The organism is Gracilibacillus halophilus YIM-C55.5 (assembly GCF_000359605.1).
GTDB lineage: Bacteria > Bacillota > Bacilli > Bacillales > Amphibacillaceae > Gracilibacillus > Gracilibacillus halophilus.
On record NZ_APML01000050.1, the window covers coordinates 1 to 19848 of the forward strand.

15 protein-coding genes are annotated in these 19848 nt (G+C 37.2%); 14 read left to right on the forward strand and 1 reads right to left on the reverse strand.

Annotated elements, in window-relative coordinates; genetic code table 11:
- Nucleotides 1–90: 90 nt before the first annotated feature.
- On the reverse strand, nucleotides 91–420 hold the full coding sequence (locus tag J416_RS10905; RefSeq protein WP_003471245.1) for a CHY zinc finger protein: 330 nt from the start codon (nucleotides 418–420) through the stop codon (nucleotides 91–93).
- 136 nt (nucleotides 421–556) lie between these two features.
- On the opposite strand from J416_RS10905, the gene J416_RS10910 reads away from it, so the two are divergent.
- The 14 genes from J416_RS10910 (at nucleotide 557) to J416_RS10975 (ending at nucleotide 19726) form a co-directional block, all read left to right on the forward strand.
- Nucleotides 557–1159 carry a biotin transporter BioY gene (locus J416_RS10910; protein ID WP_003471259.1) on the forward strand — a complete coding sequence of 201 codons (603 nt, stop codon included), beginning with the start codon at nucleotides 557–559 and terminating at the stop codon, nucleotides 1157–1159.
- A 143-nt stretch (nucleotides 1160–1302) separates the two neighbouring features.
- Nucleotides 1303–2535 carry a metallophosphoesterase family protein gene (locus J416_RS10915; protein WP_003471261.1) on the forward strand — a complete coding sequence of 411 codons (1233 nt, stop codon included), beginning with the start codon at nucleotides 1303–1305 and terminating at the stop codon, nucleotides 2533–2535.
- Nucleotides 2536–2538: 3 nt separating this feature from the next.
- Nucleotides 2539–3105 carry an ATP-binding protein gene (locus tag J416_RS10920; RefSeq protein WP_040513429.1) on the forward strand — a complete coding sequence of 189 codons (567 nt, stop codon included), beginning with the start codon at nucleotides 2539–2541 and terminating at the stop codon, nucleotides 3103–3105.
- Nucleotides 3093–5408 carry an AAA family ATPase gene (locus J416_RS10925; RefSeq protein ID WP_040513431.1) on the forward strand — a complete coding sequence of 772 codons (2316 nt, stop codon included), beginning with the start codon at nucleotides 3093–3095 and terminating at the stop codon, nucleotides 5406–5408. Before J416_RS10920 ends, J416_RS10925 begins: the two co-directional genes overlap by 13 nt.
- A gap of 473 nt (nucleotides 5409–5881) precedes the next feature.
- Nucleotides 5882–6178, forward strand: coding sequence for a WXG100 family type VII secretion target (locus J416_RS10930; protein WP_003471262.1), 297 nt, complete (start codon nucleotides 5882–5884; stop codon nucleotides 6176–6178).
- A gap of 192 nt (nucleotides 6179–6370) precedes the next feature.
- Nucleotides 6371–9979, forward strand: a complete 3609-nt coding sequence (gene esaA, locus J416_RS10935; RefSeq protein WP_003471265.1) for a type VII secretion protein EsaA — start codon at nucleotides 6371–6373, stop codon at nucleotides 9977–9979.
- A complete protein-coding gene (essA, locus tag J416_RS10940; protein ID WP_003471267.1) occupies nucleotides 9969–10460 on the forward strand; it encodes a type VII secretion protein EssA in 492 nt (163 codons plus the stop codon). Before esaA ends, essA begins: the two co-directional genes overlap by 11 nt.
- A 12-nt stretch (nucleotides 10461–10472) precedes the next feature.
- Nucleotides 10473–10724, forward strand: a complete 252-nt coding sequence (locus J416_RS10945; RefSeq protein WP_003471286.1) for an EsaB/YukD family protein — start codon at nucleotides 10473–10475, stop codon at nucleotides 10722–10724.
- Nucleotides 10725–10780: 56 nt separating this feature from the next.
- Nucleotides 10781–12091, forward strand: a complete 1311-nt coding sequence (essB, locus tag J416_RS10950) for a type VII secretion protein EssB (RefSeq protein ID WP_003471287.1) — start codon at nucleotides 10781–10783, stop codon at nucleotides 12089–12091.
- Between the two features lie 60 nt (nucleotides 12092–12151).
- The gene (gene essC / locus J416_RS10955) at nucleotides 12152–16603 is read left to right on the forward strand and encodes a type VII secretion protein EssC (protein ID WP_003471288.1); all 4452 of its coding nucleotides are present in this window, start codon (nucleotides 12152–12154) and stop codon (nucleotides 16601–16603) included.
- 12 nt (nucleotides 16604–16615) lie between these two features.
- Entirely contained in the window at nucleotides 16616–17029 is a 414-nt protein-coding gene (locus tag J416_RS10960) for a YwqH-like family protein (RefSeq protein WP_003471289.1), read from the forward strand.
- A 5-nt stretch (nucleotides 17030–17034) separates the two neighbouring features.
- Complete coding sequence (locus J416_RS10965) at nucleotides 17035–17337, forward strand: TIGR04197 family type VII secretion effector (RefSeq protein ID WP_003471290.1); 303 nt, start codon at nucleotides 17035–17037, stop codon at nucleotides 17335–17337.
- Between the two features lie 17 nt (nucleotides 17338–17354).
- Nucleotides 17355–18791, forward strand: coding sequence for a T7SS effector LXG polymorphic toxin (locus J416_RS15465; protein ID WP_003471291.1), 1437 nt, complete (start codon nucleotides 17355–17357; stop codon nucleotides 18789–18791).
- Nucleotides 18792–18931: 140 nt separating this feature from the next.
- Nucleotides 18932–19726 (forward strand): hypothetical protein, encoded by a 795-nt coding sequence (locus J416_RS10975; protein WP_003471293.1) that lies wholly within the window; start codon nucleotides 18932–18934, stop codon nucleotides 19724–19726.
- Nucleotides 19727–19848 lie beyond the last annotated feature (122 nt).

The following is a 19848-nucleotide window of genomic DNA, read 5'->3' on the forward strand; positions in this document are numbered from 1 at the left end:
GCGGATTTCCCAGTAATTTCAGTTTTACCGGGAAATCTAGTAAGAGCAGGATGCCGATTTCCCAGTCATTCACGATGAATCCGGGAAAACTTATGTCATTTCAAAATACAGATGATAATGGCGTTGACAGTTAGGGTTAAATGCCGATTGACAATATATACAAAAGTCACGTCCGAGATACTCGTTGATGGTTAGCTCATTTGCGCAGTTGCCACATAGAATCGCTTTTTGATCGAATTCTTCCTTTTTCCACACGCGTATCGAATGGTTCGTTTCTTCTTCATGGCATTGATAGCATGGATAATACGTCTGACAACAGCGGAATTTGATGGCCACGATATCGGTCGAAGAATGGTAATGCGCACAACGTGTATGATGATCGATCATCGCTCCTTGCACATGAAAGTCATGAATATTCATCTGAAAATCCTCCTATGTTCGCTTCTAAATAAATGATAACAACTTCAAAAACTTTTGTTAACTAATTTTATTTGAAGTTGACAATACATGAATCCTTGTATATTCTGTAATGGTGTGGAAAAGGAGGGAAAACGAGATGAAATTACGACCGATTGATTTGACGTTAACTGGTATGTTTGCTGCATTTATGGCGATTGGAGCCAATCTCACCTCGATTATCACCATTGGTTCTGTGCCAATTACGTTGCAGACGTTTTTTTGTATTTTAGTAGGACTTGTATTAGGGAGTCGATTAGGGAGTATTTCTATGATGGTCTATGCCATCGTTGGACTAATGGGTGCTCCTGTTTTTGCCCAATTCACTGGTGGACCATCAGCCATATTTAAAGCAACATTTGGATTTATCTTATCATATATTATTGTTGCCTATGTTGTTGGGAAAATGGTTGAATCGAACCAAAGTCACACGATGTTTATGGTGGCTGCTTTCGTTGGACTGATCATCAATTATGTGATTGGTACCCATTGGATGTATATGGCGATGAAACTATGGGCTGAAGCACCTGAAGGGTTTACTTATCGATTAGCTTGGGGCTGGATGCTTGCTCCACTCGTCAAAGATATAGTGTTAACAGTTTTCGCGGGATTGCTCGCTCCTCGACTTTTCTATCGTTTGCAAAAATCTTCCCATCGATTACAAAACAATGCTCCATCTTCATCCATCTCATCGAACAGGTAAGAATGTCTTGCGCTTTCTTACCTGAATCATCTTTTACTTGCTCTATCTACCAATCTACAAAATACCCATGTAATAAAAAAAGAATCGAACGTGCATTCTCATGCGAGGTTTGCTACAATAGAAAAAGAAAGAAGGTGAGACGGTTGAATCGTAAAATCTCGTTTCTTCATTGTGCAGATTTACATCTTGATAGCCCCTTTCAAGGGTTACGTTATTTACCGGAAAACTTGTTTGATCAAGTCAGAAATAGCACATTTCAAGCGCTTGAAAATCTCGTGGCACTTGCTATTGATAAACAAGTAGATTTTATCGTTATTGCTGGTGATATATTTGACCAGGAAGAACAAAGTATGAAAGCGCATATGGCACTGATTCGCGCATTTCGAACGTTACAAAAACATCATATCAATGTCTATCTATCGTTTGGTAATCATGATTATATCAATAGTCAAACGTTTCCACGAAATTATCCAGAGAATGTGTTTGTATTTGAGAACGCGGAAGTGGAATCTTTTGATTTTTATAAACATGATCAGCCGCTTGCAACCATATATGGGTTCAGTTATGAAGATCGCGCGGTTGAACAAAATATGATCCCTCAATATCAACCACATCATCGCACGCGTTACCATATTGCGATGTTACATGGCAGCCCAGGAAATCTACAATCAACTGATCATGCGGTGTACGCACCCTTTCAGCTTCATGATTTGAAACGGGCAGGCTTTGATTACTGGGCGCTTGGTCATATCCACAAACGAGAAATTTTATCAGAAGAGCCGCCGATTGTTTATTCGGGTAATATTCAAGGACGATCTGTCAAAGAGCTCGGTGAACGAGGCTGTTATTACGTCACGCTTAGCGATCATCAATGCCAGTTTGAATTTTACCCTTTACAGGCGATTCGTTTTGAAAATATAACGATGGATGCAAGTGATTGGAAGGATATTACCGAAGCTACTGAAATTTTAGACAAACGTCTTCATGAAGAGAAGCATCAAAAAGGAAATTGTTTTGTCACGATTGAATTGATCAATGGTTCGAAACTATTAAAGCAGTGGCAAGAACAAGGCTATATGAATGAAATGGTAGACATCTTAAATCAACAACAAAGCGAAAGCGATCCTTGGGTACAAATCATATCGATACGCCTACAGGAATATGAGCCAATACAGGAATGGACACAGGGAGAACATTTCCTTCAAACGTTGCGAAATGCTTTTGATCATAACGACTTTGCGAAAATTACCGCACCGCTCATGAATCACACGCAAGCAAGAAAACATTTGTATCCATTTTACCCCAATGAGAAAGAAGAACTATGGGAAGAAGCCAAGAAGCAGGTTGAACAGATGTTGCATCAAAAGGAGGGGTGATACGTGCGAATCGAACAAGTACATATTTATGGTTTTGGCAAATGGCAACAACAGACATTCACGTTTGATGCAAAACCATTTATTGAAATTGCAGGCGAAAATGAATCGGGTAAATCAACATTACGACAGTTTCTGTTATATATTTTGTTTGGTCAATCGAATAAAAAGTTAGAACCTTTTCGACTGAAACAAGGGTCCTCGATTGGTGGGCGTATCACTATTTCTGAACTGATTGAACAACCGGTGACGATTGAGCGCATTCATCAGCACAACAAAGGAAAGGCAACGGTCTTATTTGAAGATGGCACAGAAGCGGGCGAAGAATGGTTACAAGAACACGTAAAAGGAATAGATCGCGAACAATTTGAGGCGATTTACACATTTGATTCGCACGACCTCTATCACATTCACCATTTGGATCATCAAACCTTAAATGAAGTATTGTTAGCTGTAGGAATGACAGGATCTGATCGCATTTATCAAACCGAAAAACAACTGGAAAAACAACTCGCCAATCGGTTTAAGCCCTATGCAAGAAGCCAGAAATCAACCAATTATTGTCCGAATTAACCGCTTTACAAGATCGCTTGACTCAAGCCAAACAAGAAGAAGCGACGTATCAAGTAAAACTGGATCGAATCATACATTTAGAAAATGAAATCAACGAACGAGAAGCAGAGGTTCAGCAATATGATGAACGGCAACAGTTTTTAGAAAAACAACTCGCTCATTATCAAACGATTGAAGAATATTATACGACAACACAAAAACTTCAACGAATCAATCAACCAATGCAGTTTCCGGCAGACGGCTTAGCACGCTACCAAGAGTTATATGAAAAGTGGCTGCCGCTAAAAAGTGAAACGAATGTCCTTACGGCGAAACGTATAGAATTAGAAAAAAATATGAATGATAAACGGGCAAATGGTGTATCAGAAGAGAGCTTTCAATTGTTGAAAGAAGCGATGTCGTTGACTGAAACGATCGCAAGTTATGATCAAGAATTGCAGCAACTGGAAGAAAAAATGGATGCATGGAAGCAGGAATTAACGAGAAAACTCGATGAGATGCAATTGTCCTTATCACTTTCAGATTTCTGGCATTTAACGCTACCGTTTCACTTAGAAGAAGTATGGACAGATCTTGCGAAACAAAGTGAACAATTGCAATGGGAAAAACAATATGTCATGAATGATCTAAAATCAACGCAACAAATGCTCGATGACTTACATGAACAGGAACGTGCATTGCGTCAACGCCTGATTGATGCGAATGTGATGGAACGTTATCAAGAGGAAGTGGAACAGACCGTACATAACCGAAAGCAAGAAGTCATCAATAACCAATATCAAGTCTGGAGAAATCAACTGAAAAAATATGTTACTTGGTCTACGATAGGGGCATTTGTCGGCATTGGAATCGCTAGTGTGCTATTGATCGTTTCAGACATAGCATTAGGTGCTGTCATCGCTGGGTTTAGTCTGATTCAAAATCTTGGCTTTCGCTTAGCGCTTCAATCGTTAAAGGGAAGTGACATCACTCATCAAAGTTTAACGGATGCTGAGCTTGATGAAAGAAAACAGCTAATTCGTGAACAACAGAACCTTAACGATCAGTTGTCGCAAATTCAAAAAGATCAAAAACATTATCAAATGGAACAATTGAAATTGAATGAGAAACGCTCCTTCTTAGACGAACGGTGGCAACAGTTAGAAGCCAAGCGAAAAGATCAGCTAGCGACGTATCCGTTTCTTGAAACGATTGAGATTAATTATTGGTATAAGGTTTATCAACAACTTTCCTCGTTAAAACAACAACAACAAGCCGAATGGAATCAGTTACGTGAACAATATGAGACATATCAAACAGAACGCCAATTTTATTGTAATCAGCGTAGTGAAAAAACATCAGAACTGTCCCTTCGTGATGATATAGAAACAGCTTTTAAAGCGGAGTCAGCTAGAAGAGATGAATTACAGCAGATGCACAAGCAATGGGAACAAGTTAAGCAAGAAGAGCGAGAAAGTATTGAAAAACAAAAACCATATGAAGAAGAATTTCAAGCGCTATTTGAAGAGGCACGTGTCGATAATAAAACGGATTTCCTTGAAAAAGGCGAACAATATAATGAATGGAAGTCTTTCGTTAGTAGACGTGATCAATTATATGATCAACTGAACGTGTGGTTAGACGAAGAAGAATTACGGAACATTGAAACAGGTCTTTATGAAGATGATGTGGCGTTACGAAAACAAGTAGAAACTGTGAAGCACAATCGCAAGGAAATGGAACAAACATTGAAGCAAACCCGTCAACAATTGAGTGATGAAAAAGCTTCTGTCCAAGTATTAGAAGCGAAAGAAGATGTCTCTATATTAAAACATGAATATGCGCAGAAACAAGAGAAATTGCAACAATTGGCTAAAGAGTGGGCGATGGATCAAATTGCTTTCGCGAAACTATCACAAGCGAAGCATGAGTTTTATCAACAATATATGCCATGGGTATTTCAACAAGCCAGTCATGATTTGAAGCAGTTAACCCTTGGGACCTATGAAAAAATCATTCTTACCGAAGATGCATGGATTCAATTGGTCGATAAAGATGGCTTTGCCTTTACGATTGAAGAATTATCACAAGGCGCTAAAGACCAAGTTTATATAGCTTTGCGATTTGCTTTAAGCAAGTTAATGACCGAAAAGCTCGCCTTTCCTTTTATGATAGATGATGGTTTTGTTCATTTTGATCCTCAGCGGAAACAAGCCGTCTTTCGATTATTACAGGAATTAAGCCATGATCACCAAATCCTTTATTTTACTGCTCATACCACATCCGATTTTCATGTCACATTATTGGATGAAGTCGTGGAGTAACAAGCAGTAGTCGTTATGAATATCCGATTCCCAAAAAAATCGATCATTATTAAAATTTGTGATTCATCATACCCGGAGGTTAACTGATCATATCAGTTAACCTCCGGGTTAGTTTTTGGAAAACGATCGTTATGATCTTTTCCAACATACTTCGCTTTTACCCACAGCAACTATGTATCGAAATATTCTGAATAATTAGTTACAAAAGTTCATTACATTCAAATAAATGGAAAATAAATTAAGTAAGTATATGTTTTTATGCCTAGTTTATTTAAAAAATTGATCGCAAAAGACTACTTAAAAGCGTCAAAATGTCGAGATGCTTTGAATTAAAGATAAAATTAGGAATATTGTTCTGTTTTTTCTATAATAAGAAAATATTGGTTGATAATATTAGTAAAATCTTCTAATGTAATATAAGGAAATTCATAGTTTAGAGACTATGAAAAATTATATCAAAGGGAGTTGAGATAATGGCAGGGCAAATTCGTATGTCCCCAGAAGAGTTAAAAGCGAGAGCGCAAACGTATGGTCAAGGTTCAGATCAAATTAATGAAGTACTAAACAAACTAAAAAACTTGCAAGATCAATTGCGAGGAGAATGGGAAGGTCGTGCGTTTGAGCGTTTCGATGACCAATTCAGAGAATTAGAGCCGAAAGTGCAAAACTTTTCTCAGTTGCTACATGATATTCAAACTCAATTACAGCAAACTGCTCAAGCTATGCAAGAGCAGGATGAAACACTTTCTCAAAACTTTGGCCTTAGATAGTATCTAGATCGCTCGTAGAACCTATTGCTTTTGCTGAAAGCTGGATAATATGAGCTACACGATACTTAAAATTGTGTAGCTCATGTTTATGCCAATTGATATCAATTCCTAACAAGATGATGAAGTAGACGTTTCAGCACTTATATATGAGTAGTTAACATCGTAACAATCAATATGTGGGAGAGGACTAAAATGAAAAAATCATTACTTCAATTGCCACTTTTTTTAATACTTTCTTTCGTATTAATCTGTGGATTATCTTATACATCGTTAGGTAAACAAACAGATATTAGTGAAGAGGATACAGATACAACTGAAGATGGTATGTCTATCGCTCTTGTGAATGAAGATGCTGGGACAGAGTTTAATGGGACAGCGTTAGATTTTGGTGACGCATTTGTCCAAAGTATTGATCAAAATAGCAATCATGAGTGGTTTGTCGTCAGTAGAGGGATTGCGGAAAATGGATTAGAACAAAATACATATGACATGATGATTGTCATTCCAAAAGATTTTACCGAAAAAGCCTTATCGATTCAATCCGAATCTCCGGAACAAGTTGTGCTAAATTATAAAATCAACACATCTGACAGTGGTGCTATACGGGCAGAAGCAGAACGCACCGCCAGTTCTGTATTAAATGATTTTAACCGTCGGATTATTGATGTGTATTTTGCAAGTGTGATCGGTAATTTGCAAGATGCGCAGGATAATGTTTCAGACCTTGTCGAGGGTTATTCAGAATTAACATATACTTACAACGACAAAGTCCAGGCACCGTTATCGAATTACACTGATCAATTTGACATGATTAAAGAAAATACTGGAGTATCAAAAGATGCTTTTAGCAGTTTTGAAGAAACGATGGCTGGTTACGAAGAACGTTTAATAGAACAATTTAGTAGTTTTGACGACTATCAAAACAGCCTGGATGAAACAAATGAAGTGGTTCAATCTAATCATTCTCAAAGTGCGGAATTTCATCAGCAGTTGAATGATTTTAATAATGCTTTGGATCATTCAGATGTCAATCAACAACTAAAGATTCTACAAGATACGAATAAGTTTATTAATAATCAGTTACGATTAGAAGATGACCATCAAGAAGAAAATATGGATAGTATCGCAGTCCATACATTTGGTTTACAGCGAATGCTTGATACTGCTTATGAAACACTACAAAAAGAAGATGAATCATTTGACTTGGAAGAGATTGAAGCTGAAATCACCGAAAGTTTAGCTAGATTTGTTGAAGAAGCGTTTGATGAAAAAGATAATGTGACAGAGTTGTTGGAAGCACAACAGGACCTATTTCAAGGCAAATTAGAGGATCAAATTGCTGAATTACCGTCATTAGATCCTTTTATCTTAGATCACTCTGATTTGTCTCCAGAAGTGACGAGAGAAATCCAGAATGTGATGCGCATTACCCAAAAATATCATGATGAATTTAACGAAGTCTACCCGATCAATGATGATCAGCTGCTTCCGGAACATATCGACTCGTTGAAAGAAGATTTAAATCGAAATGGTGTTACATTAATAGATACAGTAATGCTACCTGAATCAGATAAAAAACTTAGAGAATTTAAGTTATACGACATACCAGAAGGGTTTGCTATCAATCAATTAACCATTCATTTACCCGATGATGAGTCAATTGATATTTATGATTATCAACCAAACGATTCGGTCACATTACCGACTTATCAAAAAGGTGAATTTACAATCGAGTTATCGCTACGATTAAAAGATGAATATGTCGAAGAGCCGATTGATATTTATGATATCAAACAATGGAAGTGGGAATTATATCAATTGGATAAAGAAGAATCTAACGTCACCCAACCACCTAATGAAGGGGATGATACAACAGATTCTAATCCAACTGAAGATGGAGATAGTAACAGTTCCCAAGATGATCAAACATCAGGGGGTGAATCTGGAAATACAGATGATACATCCAATGATGGTACATCGAATTCCTCTGACGAAACGGATCAGACCGTAACAACAAATACATTTGTGGAAAATAAAACAACGGAGAGTACTGATTCCAATGATAAAGATACGAATCAAGATTTGAATGAAGACGGAACAGAGAATCAACAAGACTCATCGGATGCTAAAGAGAATAGTGGAAATAGTGATGATGGTAACAACCAACAAGAAGATGATACCCATAACAACGATAACGAAACTGAACAAAACAATGGTGAAGAAGAAACAGGTAACAATGATGAATCGAGTGATGAAAAAGAAGAAGAAACGAAAATAAAAACTGTCGAAATAAATCATCACTATATTCGTCATACAGTAAACTCGCCAATAATTGATGATGCGACAAATGACTTGATTCAAACAGTTGAAAATACGATCGTTCCTTATCAAAAATTGTTATCGTCGTATGAATCTTATTTTGGACTCTCATTATCATGTGAAGAAATATCAGAAGAAGATGAAGAAAATGGTGAAAATAAGAATTGTGTCGCTGTTGATCCTGACAGTAGCTTGAAAGATATGGCTACAGAAGATTCTCTTTACACACTATTTAACAAAAATGTTGGCGAATTATTGGTAGATTACATTGCTAATCAAGTTACAAAAGATGTTCTTGATGCGGTGGAATCCCCACTAATGAAGTACGATTCACAGCTTCAAAATTATTTAGAATACGTTGATAAAACTAGGAATAAAGCACAAAAATTAGCAAAAACAATTGTTAAAACGCGGGACCAAGCAAGTCTTTTAAATGATAATTTGCAATCAACCTTAGATGATATTCAATCGTGGAGAGAACAAAGCATGGAGTTGGTTGAACAACAAGCTGGCATTCAAACGAATAATGACGAGGAACAAACCATGGTAGTGTCTCTAGGTGAAGGCTTTCAATCACTTTATACAGAAAGTCAGACGCTCCAAGATCAAGCTTCCAATAATCTAAATGAAGCAGAGACCGTTTATCAAACATTTGACAGAATTGATGAACAAGCGAATGAGATCCAACAAAGTGGTACCAATTTGATTCAACAAGCAGAAACGTTAGCAACAAATATGACCGATGAAACATTGACAAACCAAGAATTTGTCAATAACTTCACTGATGTTTTGGCAAATAGTCGTATTGGTGAAAGACAGAACGAACAATTGTATGATTTCTTATCAAATCCAGTACAAACAAGTAATGAAGGTGTCATTGCTGGTGAATCAAGCACATTTACATCGTATTTTATCGTATTGATTGCGTTTCTTGTCGCCTTATTCACAGGTTATGGAATATCTACTGTCAGTCAAAAACGAGTAGAAGAAAATCAGTTTGTAGCTGAACGTTCGATCATAGGGAGAAATACTTTAATCACTGGAATTATTGCGCTAATCGGAGCGTTAGAAGGAGTTGTCTTGGGTCTTTCATCCGCCTACTTTCTAGATATAGAAGGTGGAACTCTCCTACTTTGGACTGCGCTATTAACAATCATCATGCTGACAATTGTATTAACAGCATCTTACTTATTAAGACAACTGCGAATGGTCGGTATGTTCATTTTATTAATAGTCATGAGCATGTACTTGTTCTTAACGAACGCACTTTCATCAAGTTTGTCTGGATTAGGTGAATGGCGTAATTATTCACCATTGGATTATGTGGAACGATTGTTGAATAGAGTCGTCCAAGGATCATCGGATTATGGATTTATCGTGTTTAGTCTGATAGCCATTGCAATATTAGCTGGCTTAGGAAATCTATTAGTTGTCAACCGTTCGAATCCAAAGAAAACGGAGGACGATGAGAATGTTGCGTGAGTTTACACATCAGATGATGATCCTGAGTACGTGCTGTCTACTTCTGCTGATGCCAGTGCAAGCATCAGCAGAAGAAAGTAATGAACAGAACGGGGAAATGAATTGGAAAGTTGATCGAATTATAGAAAAGAATAAGCAGCAACAAAATGATCAAGAAACAGAACTTGAAACGCGATTCCCTGAATTATTTAAAGATGAGACAGCAGAAAAAATTGCATCAGTAAAACAAAAGAATCAAGCATCACTCGATCAGCTAGAAAATGGCTTGTTTTCGATGGAAATGGATCGTGATACAACCATTAAGGAAACGAAAGAATCATTGTTTGCTACCGACTATGAAGCACCAAAAACAGCAAGTACTTCAAATGAGGAAAACAGCAATGATTCGATGTTTTCTACGTTACTAATGATCGGACTTGTCGGGGTTGTTTGTGTCATTAGTGGTGGTATTTATGTTTTGTATCAAAGATTAATTGATTAGGAGCGTAGAAATATGAGGAATACACATATTGATATAACGATTGATTTTCGTGAGCGTGAGATCGGTCATGTGTATGATCTGCGAATTCCAGTTCAAATATCGGTCAAACAACTTTTGCTTGATGTAATGGACGCATTAAAGCTCGGTCAGTTGATTGACTCGCATTGTGCAATCAAGATAAAGACGAAAGGAATTGTGTTAGCCGATGATGATATGTTGCTAGATTATCCGGTAACAAGCGGAGATATATTGACCGTTTTATAAAGCAAATGATGATCCTGCATGAAAAAGGTTAATAGAGAGAAGAAGGAGCGCACAAAATGAAGGAAAAGATCATTGAATTTCACTCATTATCATTACCGTTTACGATTACAGAAAATACTTGGGAATTACGGTTAGCCAAATCACAAACACATGTGAAAGACTCTCGTCAAACTCGTTTATTGACTGCGACAACGAAAGATAGATTCGTGCCGTTAGAAGTAAATGACGAAGGAGATGCTTTCGCTTTTTCATTTTTTATCGATCCAAATCGAAAACAGTGGAAAGATCTAGGTAAGCTTCATCGTCATGAAAAGCTCCGCTTATTATGTAATCTTAGTCAATTACGTAAAGATTTGCAATCACGAATTACCTTTTTTCTTCATCCAGATAACCTGATTTTTGATGATAATTTGTGTCCACAAATCATTTATCGTGGGATCAAACATGTCATTCCTCCTTTTGAAATGGATGAAACAGACTTCTTTAAGCAATTAAAATGTTACTGTATCGCCTTGTTTAGTGAAAAATATAGCTTTGATCAGCTGTATAATGGGGCTTTAGAGCAAGTTGATGAAACTGAATTTCAAAAAAGAGTACGTCATTCAGAGGATCTCGATCAGCTCATTGATTTATTATACGAGAGTTATCGATCAGAGCAAGATAAAACTGAAAAAACGATGCAATTTGTCCCCACAAAACGGTTCCGATTATTCAAACGTTTCGCTATATCATTTATGATCGTTTCCATTTTATTTGGGATACCACTTGTGTATCTAGGTCTTATAAACTTGCCCTATCAAAAGAGTTTATTGGATGCTCATAAAGAATACTTAGATACTAACTATAATGGTGTCATTGCGACGTTAGATGGCATTGACGCAGACAAGGTACCGAAAGCAACAAAATATATACTTGCATCCTCATATGTTTCTACGGAACAGTTATCAGAAAGTGATCAAAACGTAATTATGAACAATATTAGTTTAAATAGTGATGATAATTATCTTCTATACTGGATTTATAATGGCCGTGGAAAGTTTGATGATGCTATGAATAAAGCGAAGTACCTTGATGATCCTCGACTAATTATGTACGGCTTAATCAAACAGATTGAAAAAGCAAAGAATAATCCTGATTTAAGTGGAGAAGAGCGCGATAAATCTGTCAATAGCTTACAAGAGGAATTAAGAGAATATCGTGAAGAGTATAATCTAGATACTGATAGTGAGAATCAATTTGAAACGAATACAGAAGATACAGAGAATACAGATGAACAGAAAGTTACAAATCAAGAAGAAAACAATACGAATCAAAGTGATACCAACTCAACAAACCGTTCATCTGATAATGAGCAGAGCGAGGAGTAAACATTGATCGCATACTATAAATGAAATGCACGTGGTATGAAAAAAGAAAGGTAGAGAGCTATGGGACAAAACACACTGGTGGTTGTTTACAGAAATAGACTTCATAAAACAGAATTGCCGGTTGATTCACCTAAAGATATATCAATAGGAAATCAATGGTCAGATACTATGACATTTGTATCTATTCCACGATCGATATATGTACGTTGGTGTGATGGCGTTTGTATGATTGAAGATCATCCATTAGAAAAAAAGAAACAATATGTGCTAGATAATGGGGAGTCTCTTTATTTTTACTTGGTAGATAATGAAGAAGTACACCAATATGATATAGCTGGGAAGGACTATATTACATGTGGGACGCACGATTATGACTATCTACAATTTGAAGAGGTCGATGTAGATATCGCTTTATTTCGTCTGAATGATAGAGATGGTTTTTGGCTTGAAGTGTATGGTGGTGATGTATTTCATAATCTTGCACATACGGATGGTGATCATCCTATCGTTTCGGGTGATCAGCTCTTTTTTGATGGGGTTCAAATCAAGGTTCACGATCATGATATACAAGTAATTTCTTCAGGAAAAAAAGTGACTTCAAAACTTGTTTCACTTATTGAATTTGAAGAAGTGTTTACCCCAGAATATCCTGATTATCATCGTTCGCCACGAATTATTTATCGGGAACCCGAGGAAAAACGTACCATTGCAAAACCATCAAGTAAACCGTCGAAACCAAGTGAACAATTGGCCCGTACGATTGTACCACCGCTTGTGATGATTGTGGCATTAGTGATCATTTCATTGATCCAACCAAGAGGAATCTATATTATTGTCATGCTGGCGATGACAGTAACCACGATTATCTTTTCAGTTATGTCTTATGTGAAAAGTGTAAAGAAATATAATGCCGATATGAAGCATCGGGATCAAACGTATCGTGAATACTTACAACGAAAGACAAAAGAACTTCACCATGCAACTGAAGAACAACGGCATGCATTAGAATATCATTATCCAGACATTGAAACGATCCGTCAAAAAGTGTTAGGAGTAAATGCACGTATTTACGAACAGACGATGTATCATCATGACTTTCTCTATTTCCGTGCTGGATTAGGCGATGTAGATACAAGTTTTGAAATTGAGTTCAGGGAAGAAGAATTTACCCAAGAAGAAGATGAATTAGTAGATTCTGCTAGAGCTTTACGTGACCAATTTCAAGGCCTAACCAATGTCCCCATTGTTACATCGCTCACAAAAGGCCCTGTCGGTTATATTGGGCAGCGTGAACTTGTCTTGGAACAGCTGCAATTACTTGTGATGCAACTGTCGATGTTCCATAGTTATCATGACGTGCAATTTATCAATATTTTTCCTGAAGACGAACACGATGATTGGGCATGGATGCGTTGGTTACCTCATGCTAGTTTACAAGATTTAAATGTACGTGGTTTTGTTTATCATGAACGTTCTCGTGACCAAGTATTGCATTCGATGTATCAAGTCTTAAAGGAACGAAAACATATCTTAGAAGAAAAGGCCGATTCGAATGAAAAAACGTTGTTCACACCACACTATGTCATTTTGATTACAGATGAAAAATTAATTTTAGACCATATCATTATGGAATTTTTTAATGAAGATCCAAGTGAACTAGGAGTATCCCTTGTCTTTGTTCAAGACGTCATGCAATCTTTACCTGAACATGTGAAGACAGTCATTGATATCCGTGATAAAAAGAATGGAAATATCATTTTAGAACAAGAAGAATTAGTGAACAGAAAGTTTATCCCTGATCATTTTCCAGCTGGTTTTCAAAAAGAGGATATCTCTCGTGGGCTAGCACCACTGAATCATTTGCAAAGCTTAAAGAATTCAATTCCAGAAAGCGTTACTTTCTTAGAGATGTATGGTGTTGAAAAAGTGGAAGAATTGCGTATCGGTGAGCGTTGGTCATTAAATGAAACATATAAAACGATGGCTGTTCCTCTCGGTTTACGAGGGATTGATGACATTGTCCAACTTAACTTACATGAAAAGGCTCATGGACCGCATGGGTTAGTTGCTGGGACTACAGGATCAGGTAAATCAGAAATTATCCAATCGTACATTTTATCACTTGCCGTTAATTTTCACCCATATGAAGTTGCGTTTTTGTTAATTGATTATAAAGGTGGCGGCATGGCGAATTTATTTCGACATATGCCACACTTACTCGGAACGATTACGAACCTCGATCGTACGCAATCGATGAGGGCACTCGCTTCGATTAAAGCAGAACTTAAAAAACGTCAGCGTCTCTTCGGTGAACATAACGTCAACCATATTAATCAGTACCAAAAACTATATAAACAAGGTGAAGCAAGTGAACCCATGCCTCATTTGTTTTTGATTTCTGATGAATTTGCCGAATTAAAATCAGAACAGCCAGATTTTATGCAAGAGTTGGTTTCCACCGCTCGAATTGGTCGTTCTCTCGGGATTCATCTTATTCTAGCGACACAAAAGCCAAGTGGTGTTGTTAATGATCAAATTTGGTCCAATTCAAAATTTAAATTGGCATTGAAAGTGCAAAATGAAAGTGACTCGAATGAAGTATTAAAAACGCCTGATGCGGCAGAGATTACATTGCCGGGTCGTTCCTATTTACAAGTAGGAAACAATGAAATCTATGAATTATTCCAAAGTGCATGGAGTGGTGCAGATTATGTACCAGATAAAGATGAAAATGAATACATCGATACAACGATTTATGCGATTAATGACTTAGGACAATATGACATATTAACGGAAGACTTAAGTGGGTTGGATAAAAGAGAAGAAGTCGAAAGTGTACCAACTGAATTGGATGCGGTGATTGATTATATTCACGAATATACAGAAGCACGACAAATTGATCCATTACCGCGACCTTGGTTACCACCATTGCCTGAGCGGATCTTTGCAAGTGACGTTCATCCAGTGGACTTTAAGAAAGCTTGGAATGAGCCTAAGAAACCGTTAGAAGCAACCATTGGTATGTTGGATCAACCGGAATTACAGTCTCAAGAACCATTTTCACTGAATGTAACAAAAGATGGACATATTGCCGTATTCTCCAGCCCAGGATATGGTAAGTCAACCTTTTTACAAAGTCTTGTCATCGATCTTGTCTATCAGCATAATCCGGAACATCTACATGTCTATTTACTCGATTTTGGTACAAATGGGTTATTACCTTTAAAAAATTTACCACATGTTGCTGATACGATTTTACTTGATGAAACAGAGAAAGTCGGCAAATGGATGAGGTTACTCACGAGCACGATCTCTGATCGCAAACGAAAGTTGAGTGCATACGGTGTAGCAGATATCGAGATGTACGAGAAAGCAAGCGGTGAAACCGTTCCGAATTTGTTTATTACGATCGACAATTATGATTCAGTCAAAGAAGCAGATTTTGGCGACGAGTTTGAGAAAGTCATTACCCAAATCGCGCGTGAAGGAGCGAGTATTGGTATTCATCTCGCCATTAGTGCAGGAAGGCAAAATGCTATGCGAATGCCTCTTCTATCAAATATAAAACGCCAACTGTCACTATACTTAATTGACGAAGTGGAAGTTCGTACGATTGTTGGCAAAACTGATTTAGAAATTGAAGAATTGCCAGGGCGAGGAATTGTAAAACTCGATGAACCGACGTTATTTCAAGCCACTATACCGGCTGAAGGTGAGGAAGCACTCGATGTTATTGATGAAATTCAAGAGATCGCAAAAGAAATGGAAGCATTTTGGGATGGAGACTTGCCAGAAGCAATTCCGATGATGCCAGAAGGTGCGATTGATTTTGAGACATTTAGACAGAAGAAGAAAACGAAAATATTGGTGGAACAAGGCCAATTGCCACTTGGACTTGACTTTGAAGACGTAGCACCACTCGGATTTGATTCAACGAAGGATCCGTTCTTAATTGCTGTCAGTGACAGGCGAGATGGCTTGGATAAAATGACCCGTGCATTAGCGCAAAGCTTGACGCTTCTGCAAGAGCCGTATCAAACGATGATCATTGATACAGCAGACAAGTCTTTAGCGTATGTTGGAGAAGAGATGAATGCATATATTTCAGATGCTGAAGGAATTGCAGGGGTCAAACGTAATATAGTAGATGAAATTAAGAATCGATCGAATGGTGATCATAATGGTGTGAAGTGGATGATTTTAATTAAAGATTTAAAAGATTTTGTAGAAAAGAGTTTGTTGTTGGAAGAAGATGTGACGACTTTATTCGAACAAGGTCCAACCGTTGATGTGCATTTTATAATTTGTGGTGATTACGGTTATATCGGTACGAGCTTTGAACAACCTGCGAAAGTCGCTCGTAACTTGGCCAATGTTGGTTTATTCAGTATGCGTTTAGGTGATCAAGATATTTTCAGTCAACCATTTATTCGAAAAGAAACGTACCCGAATACGTATGAATGCTATTATGCAATGGATCATGATCATGTAAAAATCAAAGTGCCACGATAAGGAGGGAAAGAAGTGAGTTCGTTAAGCTATTTACATTGGAGAAAAAGCTCTGTCTTAAACCAAATGGAAACCACACGAAGTTCAATTGCGAATACAGATGAAAAAATTGAACGTTTACGCCAGGCTTTACATGAAATATCTTCGACTCATTCAGATATGGAGTCGGTTAAGCGTTCGATCAATAGCTTGAATATCGATCAAAGTAGCTGGCGCGGTGAAAAAGAAAATGAATTTGATGATCATTATAATCATTATGAGGATAGTGTGAAGTCTTATATTAGTAAGGTAGAAGATGCCCAAGAAACGATACGTGATGATATCAATCGCTATGAGACAGAAAAAGCATCCTATACTTCGAGCTTAAATCATCTAGAAAGTTCTTTACATTCATTGAACTGGCAAATAAGAGTTGAACAAAGGGAGTGATAATAATGGCTGAAGAAGTTTCGATTAATATGAGCGTGTTTCGATCGAATCTATCAAAATTAAAATCGTCTGTAGCTAATATTGAGATCAACCAATTAACGCAATCTTTTAGTAAAACGAACATTGAACCATTCACTAAAGATGTAGAAAACGCAGCCGAAGCTATAAAATTGTTAGAAAAGTATAAACATGTTTTGGAAGCAGATGCTGTCACACTAGAAGATACAGGCGAGAAATTAAGAGAAAAAGATGAAGAACTGAGTGCACAAGTGGATACAGATATCGCATGTGCACCACCAAATCAATAATGTGAGGAGGGTTGTTGATGGGTTACAGAGTGGATTTATCGGAAGTAATGGAATTTTCGGATGACTTTTATTCATACGTCAATCGTGTAATAGACCAGTTAACAAATGTACGTGCTCAAATTCAAAATATACTGAACATGGAATCTTTTCAGGGTGATTCAGCTGATCGTGCAAAAGAATGTCTAAGAGATTTCCATCTTGAAATGCTAAAAAACTTTGAACATCTGATGGTCGACTTAATTGATAATGTTGATTCTCATATTGACACGTTTCTGACAGAAGTGGATGGAAATGATTCTGCCATTGTAGAAAGCGACTATTTAGAGGAACAAGATGAAGTCATCCAAGAAGATTTTATGAAGATGGTACGTTTACAATCTGATGCTGATCAAACGATTCAAAGCGTTTCAGACATAAGTAGTGCCACATCACCTGATTTTTCAAATATAGTTCATGATAAAGCAGAAACGGCTAAAGCGATTCAACGACTGGATGATCATTTATCAACTTTTGTATCCACTGGAAAAGGGCGGCTAGAAAAATTAGATGCGACACTTAACGATATGAACTCATTAATTAAGAATGGGGCGAACGCAACTGAGAATGGATCGTTAGCGGTAACAGATCAATTGAAAGAGAATGCTTCTTCTATTAATAAAGGGCTTCATGCATTAGCACAAACTCGGTCGTTTTATTCAGGTTATAAAATCAAAAAAGCATACGATGAAGGGAAGCTAAGTACAGTCGAGCACAAAGATATGCGTACGGGCAAAGCTTCTTACCGTGTATATGCAAATAAAGATGCACTCGACCAATTAGGAGTTACACCTGATCACCGAGCCAAAAGTGAGTTGAATCATCGCTTGCCGAAGAACGGAAGAAATTGGCGTGCATCAGATTATAAGCGATCTGTCACAAATCAAACCGTTTTAAAGGCAGCTGATCGAAGAGGTCCTTTCCGCACGCAGTGGACTGGAACGGGGCAACAAACGTTACGTATGCATCCTGAAATGCGTTATTGGAGAGAAGAAGTCAATGTAAAACATGTTGCATCATCCACCGTAAAGGGAGCAGCAAAGGGCGCATACAGTGGCTTTACAGATAGTCTGAAACTGTATGAGAAAAATCAAGGGTTTGTCAAAGGTTTTTCTAAATCTATGGGAGCAGCGGGCATCGGTTTAAATTATTATAGCAATTATCATGATGCGAAAGAAGATGGGCTAACAGGTAAAGAGGCTGTTGCACGAGCTACCCAGGATACGGTGGTTGATACAGCAGTAGGTGGTGCTGTTCAAGCTGGTTTAACCGCCCTAGGAACTGCTGCAATTCCAATACCTGGTGTAGGTACTGCGGTTGGAGCATTAGCAGGAATAGGAGCAAATTGGGTATTAAATAAGAAATTTGGGAAAGGAGATAAATCTGTAATGGATCGAATAAAAGGATGGTTTCATTAGGCGAAAAACTCATTAACATTTTGAAAAGTAAGTTTTTTTAAGAAGCACTTATTGAAAGAAAAGTAAAAGAGATGCACGGTCAATATGATATAAATTTATATCTATCTATTACTATACATACTATTGAGGGAGAGGTCCTTATGTTAAAGAATTTAAAGGAAAAAGACTTTTTAGTGTTACGTCAGCCACTAGAATCAGGAAGACAACGACCACAATCGTTAAATGCAGTATTAATTGGTTGTATTCCCTTTCAAGCTTTGTTTTTGTATTTGGAATATTTTGTAGGGGGGTATTCCTCGTATCCCTATAAAAATGAAGTATTTGAGATGCATCTAGTCATATCTTGTATTTTGGCGATTCTTTCACTGTTGTATGCTGTTCCTGCCGTTTATATGAGATCACAAAAGGTTCAATATGTACTGAATACATTCGTTTCTCAAAATCTATTTGGTGCCTCTTCCTATATACTTGTACTGATGGTAATCAGCGCAGAGGTTTCAGATGATCCAGTGTCTTTAATGAGATTTACGTATATAACATTAATCATTGGACTATTGGTGTTTATGATAACATGCATTCGTTTTATCATTTTGTTACATCAAGGAAAGTATCGCAAAGGAACGAAAAAAGACAGGCTAAGAGGTAAGATGGAACGTAAATCCTTACTGCCAGTTGTGATTCCGATTGGTATTGGGGTGACATTTAGTATTCAGTATTTAGTAAGAAACTTTGACTTGATGGGGATCGATACAATTATGATATCGACACTGTTCATTGTCATATTTTATACAATGTTATTTGTTCTACCTGAACAGTTAATGATCTCATATTGCAAGCATCGCTTTGATAGTTTTAATTTTGAACAAAATGGTCGTTTGAAGCCAGTTCGTCATGAAGAAGGAAATATTATAACAGATTGGGAAACGGATTCCTGAATAATCTTAAATTGGTGAAGGAAGTGAATGAACATGAAAGTGGAAACAAGAGCCATGCAATTCGATCATCTTTTAGTATATGAAACGACTCAATTACGGAAAGATTGGCAAGAAGGTATAGC

Excerpts from the sequence above, each read along its gene's own strand:
- J416_RS10910 (WP_003471259.1), top strand. The coding sequence starts at position 557 with ATGAAATTACGACCGATTGATTTGACGTTAACTGGTATGTTTGCTGCA.
- J416_RS10965 (WP_003471290.1), top strand. The coding sequence starts at position 17,035 with ATGGCTGAAGAAGTTTCGATTAATATGAGCGTGTTTCGATCGAATCTA.
- essA (WP_003471267.1), top strand. The coding sequence starts at position 9,969 with ATGTTGCGTGAGTTTACACATCAGATGATGATCCTGAGTACGTGCTGT.
- J416_RS10975 (WP_003471293.1), top strand. The coding sequence starts at position 18,932 with ATGTTAAAGAATTTAAAGGAAAAAGACTTTTTAGTGTTACGTCAGCCA.
- esaA (WP_003471265.1), top strand. The coding sequence starts at position 6,371 with ATGAAAAAATCATTACTTCAATTGCCACTTTTTTTAATACTTTCTTTC.
- J416_RS10905 (WP_003471245.1), bottom strand. The coding sequence starts at position 420 with ATGAATATTCATGACTTTCATGTGCAAGGAGCGATGATCGATCATCAT.
- J416_RS15465 (WP_003471291.1), top strand. The coding sequence starts at position 17,355 with ATGGGTTACAGAGTGGATTTATCGGAAGTAATGGAATTTTCGGATGAC.
- J416_RS10930 (WP_003471262.1), top strand. The coding sequence starts at position 5,882 with ATGGCAGGGCAAATTCGTATGTCCCCAGAAGAGTTAAAAGCGAGAGCG.
- J416_RS10945 (WP_003471286.1), top strand. The coding sequence starts at position 10,473 with ATGAGGAATACACATATTGATATAACGATTGATTTTCGTGAGCGTGAG.
- essB (WP_003471287.1), top strand. The coding sequence starts at position 10,781 with ATGAAGGAAAAGATCATTGAATTTCACTCATTATCATTACCGTTTACG.
- essC (WP_003471288.1), top strand. The coding sequence starts at position 12,152 with ATGGGACAAAACACACTGGTGGTTGTTTACAGAAATAGACTTCATAAA.